We start from the raw sequence: 6,588 nt of genomic DNA on the forward strand, positions 1-6,588 counted from the left end.
TATTACCCTGCCAATGCTCGCATCAAGTTAATGACTGAGGCAGTGGGTTGCGGGATGCCTAGTAGCTTCACTTAAACTGCCCAAATTCTCCAGCGAATATCTATTAAAAGTTTTTAAATGGAGCGTATAAACTCCGAGAAAAAGCTTTAACGCTAGGACACCTCAAAAATTCCACATCTTATCTAGAAGACGCTGCAACGGCTGCTTGTAGCAAAAGGGCAATGACTAACTCTGTTCCATGACCGAGCGTTGAGTTAGCTGCCAATGTTCCGGGGTGTTTCTGCCGTACGATGGGACCCGCGATCGCCTGTCTCAATCTTGAATACTGCGTCAATGGTGAATGTGACTTGAGGGCTTGCTAGGGAGCGATCGTGCTTTGGTCTAGGTGGGGCGATTACGACTGGAAAGACCTCTACAGCAACAAATGAAGGGTGTCTTCTATCGCCATTGCACGAATGAGTCTCGAAGTTTTTCAAAAGCATGTGATTTGATCAAGATCGTTAAACACGGCCTGCGTGGGCTGTAGCCAGTTGATCTGATTGAGGGCAGTCCAGTCATGAATTCAGTTGAGTGGTATGAGCAAAATGCGACAGCTATTATTCCTGACTATGAAAGCCTTCAAGGATCAGAGGTTCATGGTTGGTTATTGGGCTTGCTCCCGGATCGTTCCAGCCTAGTGCTCGATATTGGGGCTGACAGTGGTCGAGATGCTGCTTGGTTAGCAGCTTAGGGGCACGAAGTGCTTGCCGTTGAACCAGCCGCTGCCATGCGAGAAGCAGGACAGCGCCTCCATCCAGATTCTAAGATTCGCTGGATGGATGATTGCCCCCCAAGTTTGCAAAATCTCCACCGCTTGGGTTTGGCATTTGATTTCATTCTTTTAAGTGCTGTCTGGATGCATGTTCCGCCGACTGAGCGATCGCGAGCTTTTCGCAAAGTTATCACGCTGCTAAAGCTCGGTGGGCCATTGGCGATTACCCTACGGCATGGCCCTGCTGAAGCACAGCAGCAAATTTATGAAAGCGATTGCGGTTGAAGCATGATCAACAGGTGTCGGAGTGGATACCGACTTCCAATGAGTAGGGATGAAATGCTTCGTTGACGCTATATGTTGGAGCCTGGGACGAATCTTGATAGCCATTGCCTTGGAGCTTAGCTAAATGAGATCAGAACTGCTTCTCATAGACCCAAAATTCACCTCCTGCAACAGCGCCATAGCCTGCTTGCTCTAGCGCCGTGAGCAAGGGGTTGGTCTTAGGAAAGAAACCGCTGACTTTGGAGTATTGGAGGTGGTGTGCCAAATACTGCATCTGTCTCAACACAACAGGAAGATCATCAACAGGGCCTCCGATGAACCCGACCCATAAGGTTGAATCAGCACTCTCCAAGGGACTTTGAATTAGCAGGCCCTGTAACTGATGGCTCTGCCAATACCCCCAAACTTTCCCACTGCCTAATCGCTTGTGCAACTGCTCAAGCGTGAGCGTTTGCCATTTGGCACCTCGACAGACAAAAAGCGGCGACGATTCATGACTTTGCTGGAGCCATTGCCAAACCGCTTCGAAATCACTTTCGTACAGTGGGCTGAGTTGCTCCATCGGTGCCGCGATCGCCGCTGCAGAATACTTAAGATAGCAGGCAACAGGTTGATATCCCCGTCGCTGGACAGTGTCTGGCATAGCCCTGTTCCAGGTGGCAACACAGCAGCGAACAGTGGTAATGTCCCTAGTCTCGAAGTAGCGATCGATCTCAGGGTCCAAGAGACGAACCAGACCTCGCCCCCGATACTGTGGATCGACCCGTAAGGCCTCCCACCATCCTTCGTGTTTTGCCAGTTGCACCACTCGCGTCATGGCAACTGGCTGGCCTTTCAACGTGGCTACTAGGATCTGCCCAGAAGAATCTGTCATCCACTGATCCCACACAGCCGCGATATAGTCTTCTGTATCTGGCCAAGTGTGCTGGCAGAAGTTCAACACCGCAGTTTTATCGCTCCATTGAGCTGGACGGACAATCATGTTTTCCTGCTCCATATCAGCTGAACTCCTCAATGGATGACAAACCGACAATCGGCCTTTGATATTGTCTGGCTCCCGGCTATAGCGCTGTTACAGCCCATGTAATAGTCGTTATTATAGAATCGGTTTTGCGAGCATTAGCTTTCTGAGCTCTGCTGCCTGGTCGGAGGGACCTCACACAACTCTATCCTTCCTAAAGCCTGCGCTTGATTTTGAGGGGAGACCATTGGCTTGTCTGTTGGGCTCAACCATTGTCCCAGCGAATGATAGTAGAGTGGAATTTGCCAGAGGAGCATCCCGTAGCTCGCACGCCCATTCCTTCGGTGCGAGCGTTAAATTGCTTACGACAGGTCTTACACAGATATTTTTGAACAGAGGTGCCGTCTTGTAGTGTCAGCTTGCCGTTTTTAACAACCTGCTGGTTTTGATAATCTAGGCAGTGCATAAGCTGAAGTCCTCTCACTGCAACTGATTCTATTCATCATTCGCTAGAAGACTAGTCCCACTTTAGTCAAATTGCCAATTGCTCTATCTGCTCTAAAAGCTTTTTAAGCTTGGCTACTTTCTCTACATCTGTCCAGACTTTCGCCTTGTCCATCTGACGCAATGCAGTCTTAAACCGCGCTTTTAGGTCCGTATTGAAATTTTCTACAGCTTCTTCTGTTGGAGTAAGTAAGGCCTTAACTTGTTGTTTGACTTCGTTGAGAGATAATCGCTGGTTGATAGCCTTTTCTAGTAACACTATTCGATCTTCAGAATTTTTCAGTTTAGCTATTTCGATTGCCTTCGTATAGTCAATCCGCGAAGATCGAATAGCCTGTAGAATTTCAGATGGTTTTTTGAGCAAAGGTAGTCTTGTGGCGACAAATGACTGCCAAGTTAGCAAGCCACGAGCTGTAAAAAACTCTTCAACGATTACTGCATTTTCATTACCCAACGCATTTTGGGTAATTTTTCCTTTAGCCTGGTTGTCCATCTTATAGAGGAGCGAAATTACCTCTTCTCGCTCCATGCCCAGTTTCTTTGAGAGAAGATTTAGAGTGATGTCTAGTTCTTCTAATTTGGAGAAGTCGCGTCGCCTATCATTTTCATCAAATGCAGCAGCGTATGCTTCGTCATTGTTCCAATTAAAAACTTTGATAGGAATATCTGTAATTCCAACCAATTCACAACCTGTTAATCGCCGCAGTCCTGCAACTAGTTCGTACTCACTAGGCTTATTAGGTATTGGGCGAGTCCATAGAGCAGTACGTACCCCATTGGGTTTGAGGTCTGTCTCTGCCCATTCCTTTAATTCATTTTGGTCGTAGTAGTAGCGAACAGGCTTGCGATCGGGAGTGAAGGAAAATGTCTTGTGAATTTTGGCAATGGGAACAATAATTTCGCTGCCAAACTCTGCTGCTTCAGAATCATGAAGTGGTTGACTTTGCGATGGCGGAGTTGAAGTATCTGTATTATCTCCAAAAACAAAGCTCTCTAGCCCTGGAGAAGGGTTCTCTTTATACGCTTGCTTTAGCGTTCTCCTACCTTTACTTACCATTGAAAATCTTTAGTGCTTCTGTAAACAACGATTCGTACAATTTCGCGGCATCTTTAGCTGGCTTGCCTGTCATTCCAAAAACAGTGTTTGCCTGTCCAGGGGCATCCTTGAAAACCTGGCGATCATAAATGATCGTTTTCATCAAAGGAATATCAGGTTCATCTTTAAGTGCCTCTTGAGCTTCTTTGAGAAGAACAGTATTACTCTTAACTTGAGTCATATAGATAGCCGCTTTTGGCAGATCTCCCCTTAACTCTCGGACTTGCCGAATTAATCTTAAGATATCTCCAGAGCTTCTTAGCTCCACGATCGACTCCCGACAAGGAATTAGCGCCAGATGACACCTTGCTAGAATTGCTTTAGTAATCTCATTCGACTTCGCTGGGCCATCAACAACCACCAGATCACATTCCTGGGTTAGCCTATGCAGCTTATCAAACAAATCTTCCGGATTAATAATCGCCAGTGACGACAGCTTAAGGTTGGGGGAAGTTTCCTTTAGTTCCGCTATCCATTGAGAGCTACTTTGTTGGGCATCAGCATCAACTAGAATGACTGATTTCCCCTTGCGAGCAAAGCGATCGGCGGCATGGACAGCACCCGTTGATTTGCCCACACCACCTTTCTGATTCACAAAAGCAATAATCTGTGGGGTTTGCATACGCTTCATGCTTGAGTGTTTTTATCATACTGCTGAAAAATGTACTTACTGATTTTACCCAAAGCGCATTGGGTAAAATTCTTTAAAGTTTACTTAATCCGCTTTGGGTAAATCAGAAATTGGGTAGGAGATGGGCAGATTGCACTAAAATTACGTTTTCCAATCTTTTCTGTCTCAGCGTGCCCTAAGGAGCGATCGCCAGGGTTGAAATTGAAATGTAACGAAGATTGGGCAGCTAATAATTCATTTGTCACATGCTCACTTGTCTCGTTATCACTTTACCGACAGTAGGTAGGCTAGTGTTGAACTAATACAACACGATCAACCTTTCGAATCTAGAGGAGCCATCAATACCTGGCTGCTTGGGCTTAAAGTTGCAGGACTACTGAGATACTTTTTTCCGTGATTGATAACACCCCCCCAGACAATAGCTATTCCCGTGGACACAATCCCAAATCCCAGAAGAACCTTAACCGAGAGGGGAGACAACCTCTACATGGAGAACCGAAGAAAGATCGGTTTGTTCGAGCTACGACAGACGGATGGGAAGGATTTAAGGAAGTGGCTCAGGGTTTAGGAATATCAGCTTCTGAACTAGTTGAGCAGATCGGCAGAGGCGAACTGATCGTAAGCCGTAAGCAAGAGCTATATGAACCAATCGACCAATAAAATCTAGTCCAGCAATCCCTAAAACCCATCCTTACTAAGTTATGGGTTTTTTAAGTTGTATTAATGCTCTTGATAAACTAGTTATTTCTACATTAACCAGGTTATTATAGAAATGTGAGGGATAGGAAATGGAGCACCATGAAGGCTGCCGACAGGGCAAGGGTGCCGAAGTCTGAAGTCTAGAGCGTAGCGCCACCGATAAAATTTCTTATTTCTACCAATCAAAGGCACCCGCCTAACGCCAACCAAAGCGGGTATCCAACTCACAACGGAGCAATTTAATTATGGCTTTTATTGACGATTGCCTAGTGGATGAACGTAACGAACGCACTCAGGAAGCTTTATATGAACATTTCCTGGAAGGCAAAATTGCTGCTGCTTTTGGCAGACTGCCAGAGTATAACGATGAAACATATCTGGAAGGATATGTAGCCGGAGTTAAGGAGCTACCTGCTGATCCCAAAACCAAAAAAATTCAGAATTATAGTCCTCGAAAACAATTCGCCTTTGGTTGGATGGACGGTAACCCAGAATACCAAGACCAGTTCGGTGAGTTCTAGAGCCTTGGGGACAGGCCTCATGACTATCCCAGTTTACGTATTTTTGTTGTCTCAACTTTCGGCTCTCCAATAATTCTCTTACCCAAAGTGCATTGGGTAATTCAGAAACTGTTACCCAATGCACTTTGGGTAAAGCTCAAACTCCCATCTAGTACCTTGCCGAGATCGGATAGCAAGCCTGGCTCTCTTCACTCTTCCAGCAAGATTGCTCCTAATGGCAAAAGTTATTACACCGGTTAGGGTAACAGTCGAATTTAATACAAGCATCAAGCAGAGCAGGGATGCGAGGTCTGTTCTGTTCAAAGATGTAGGAGGCTAGAAAATTCAGAAGTCGTTCGATCTCGAAGCTGAAGAATTAGCTCTCCTCAGCGAAGGCGCAAAGTACAACGCATTCCCGCAGACAGCAGTAAATACAGGAATAGAAAACACAATATTGTGCTTCAGGCTTTCCCCGCAAAGCCGATACTCTGAGATTCTACATTGGAAGTACAGCCTGTTACGGAGTCATCCCTGCCTAAGCTACCTGAAGCTGTTCTTTCAACCTAGAAAACAGATAAAAAACAAACGCCTCTAGCAAAGCTGTACGATCACGCGGACTTACTCAACTTTAGCTATGAGACCGTAAAACACAAGTTTACGAACCTTGCTGACCCGCGTGATTATCGAGCGATCGCGACAACACTTTATCTAGCAATTATCTGCCAGCCAACCGATCTGTTTTAACTTGCCAAAGACAGCTAGTAGTTAAATTCAAATTTCCACATCAATTCAACAAATATCAATGCTTTTCCTTCGTAATGTTTACTAATCCAAGCAAAACTATGCACGATCCAAAATTAAGAGAAGCCCAACGGTTGCTGACCTACCTCCAGAAGCAAGCCGTGGACTCGCAAAATATTCCAATCACCTCTGAAGAACTGAGAACGCTTGCAAACTGCCTCATTACTCGTTTGATTATCCAAGCACCACTTTTAGATGAAATCATTCAGGAAGAATTGGACAATCTGCGTTACCAAATCCATTGGCATAGAGCGTTTCCTAGTCTCCTGAGGTACAGTAACAACAATGAGTAAACCAGCTGCGAATATCTTCTAGAGAGACTTGAGCAAATGCCTCTTGAATGGCTTTGTCTAAGGCTGA

Annotated in this window: 9 protein-coding genes; 4 read left to right on the plus strand and 5 right to left on the minus strand. The window is 45.6% G+C overall.

The annotated features are described in order from the left end of the window. Positions 1 to 178: 178 nt before the first annotated feature. Positions 179 to 334 carry a hypothetical protein gene (locus tag H6F90_RS06170; protein ID WP_190551168.1) on the minus strand — a complete coding sequence of 52 codons (156 nt, stop codon included), beginning with the start codon at positions 332 to 334 and terminating at the stop codon, positions 179 to 181. Between the two features lie 222 nt (positions 335 to 556). Here H6F90_RS06170 and H6F90_RS06175 point away from each other — a divergent pair, with 222 nt between their 5' ends. Together H6F90_RS06175 and H6F90_RS06180 are read left to right on the plus strand one after the other, a co-directional pair. Further along, entirely contained in the window at positions 557 to 730 is a 174-nt protein-coding gene (locus tag H6F90_RS06175) for a hypothetical protein (RefSeq protein WP_190551170.1), read from the plus strand. A gap of 9 nt (positions 731 to 739) precedes the next feature. Then, positions 740 to 1,036: a class I SAM-dependent methyltransferase gene (locus tag H6F90_RS06180; protein ID WP_190551172.1), complete on the plus strand. Its 297-nt coding sequence runs from the start codon at positions 740 to 742 to the stop codon at positions 1,034 to 1,036. A 130-nt stretch (positions 1,037 to 1,166) separates the two neighbouring features. On the opposite strand, the gene H6F90_RS06185 is transcribed toward H6F90_RS06180, so the two are convergent. The 4 genes from H6F90_RS06185 to H6F90_RS06200 all read right to left on the minus strand — a co-directional run bounded on the left by H6F90_RS06185 (position 1,167) and on the right by H6F90_RS06200 (position 4,228). Then, the gene (locus H6F90_RS06185; RefSeq protein ID WP_190551174.1) at positions 1,167 to 2,033 is read right to left on the minus strand and encodes a GNAT family N-acetyltransferase; all 867 of its coding nucleotides are present in this window, start codon (positions 2,031 to 2,033) and stop codon (positions 1,167 to 1,169) included. A gap of 229 nt (positions 2,034 to 2,262) precedes the next feature. Then, a complete protein-coding gene (locus H6F90_RS06190) occupies positions 2,263 to 2,463 on the minus strand; it encodes a hypothetical protein (RefSeq protein ID WP_190551176.1) in 201 nt (66 codons plus the stop codon). Between the two features lie 66 nt (positions 2,464 to 2,529). Then, positions 2,530 to 3,558 (minus strand): ParB/RepB/Spo0J family partition protein, encoded by a 1,029-nt coding sequence (locus tag H6F90_RS06195; protein WP_190551178.1) that lies wholly within the window; start codon positions 3,556 to 3,558, stop codon positions 2,530 to 2,532. Next, positions 3,548 to 4,228, minus strand: a complete 681-nt coding sequence (locus H6F90_RS06200; protein ID WP_242024366.1) for a ParA family protein — start codon at positions 4,226 to 4,228, stop codon at positions 3,548 to 3,550. Before H6F90_RS06200 ends, H6F90_RS06195 begins: the two co-directional genes overlap by 11 nt. A gap of 393 nt (positions 4,229 to 4,621) precedes the next feature. Between H6F90_RS06200 and H6F90_RS06205 the strand changes: the two genes are divergently transcribed. Together H6F90_RS06205 and H6F90_RS06210 are read left to right on the plus strand one after the other, a co-directional pair. Then, the gene (locus H6F90_RS06205; RefSeq protein ID WP_190551182.1) at positions 4,622 to 4,888 is read left to right on the plus strand and encodes a hypothetical protein; all 267 of its coding nucleotides are present in this window, start codon (positions 4,622 to 4,624) and stop codon (positions 4,886 to 4,888) included. 284 nt (positions 4,889 to 5,172) lie between these two features. Then, the gene (locus H6F90_RS06210) at positions 5,173 to 5,448 is read left to right on the plus strand and encodes a hypothetical protein (protein ID WP_190551184.1); all 276 of its coding nucleotides are present in this window, start codon (positions 5,173 to 5,175) and stop codon (positions 5,446 to 5,448) included. The last annotated feature ends 1,140 nt before the right edge of the window (positions 5,449 to 6,588 follow it).

It is taken from the genome of Trichocoleus sp. FACHB-591 (assembly GCF_014695845.1).
Classification (GTDB): Bacteria; Cyanobacteriota; Cyanobacteriia; order FACHB-46; family FACHB-46; genus Trichocoleus.

What these genes read in the sequence shown, in the direction of transcription:
- H6F90_RS06200 (WP_242024366.1), bottom strand. Translation starts at nt 4,228, where the DNA reads ATGAAGCGTATGCAAACCCCACAGATTATTGCTTTTGTGAATCAGAAA.
- H6F90_RS06210 (WP_190551184.1), top strand. Translation starts at nt 5,173, where the DNA reads ATGGCTTTTATTGACGATTGCCTAGTGGATGAACGTAACGAACGCACT.
- H6F90_RS06190 (WP_190551176.1), bottom strand. Translation starts at nt 2,463, where the DNA reads ATGCACTGCCTAGATTATCAAAACCAGCAGGTTGTTAAAAACGGCAAG.
- H6F90_RS06185 (WP_190551174.1), bottom strand. Translation starts at nt 2,033, where the DNA reads ATGGAGCAGGAAAACATGATTGTCCGTCCAGCTCAATGGAGCGATAAA.
- H6F90_RS06195 (WP_190551178.1), bottom strand. Translation starts at nt 3,558, where the DNA reads ATGGTAAGTAAAGGTAGGAGAACGCTAAAGCAAGCGTATAAAGAGAAC.
- H6F90_RS06175 (WP_190551170.1), top strand. Translation starts at nt 557, where the DNA reads ATGAATTCAGTTGAGTGGTATGAGCAAAATGCGACAGCTATTATTCCT.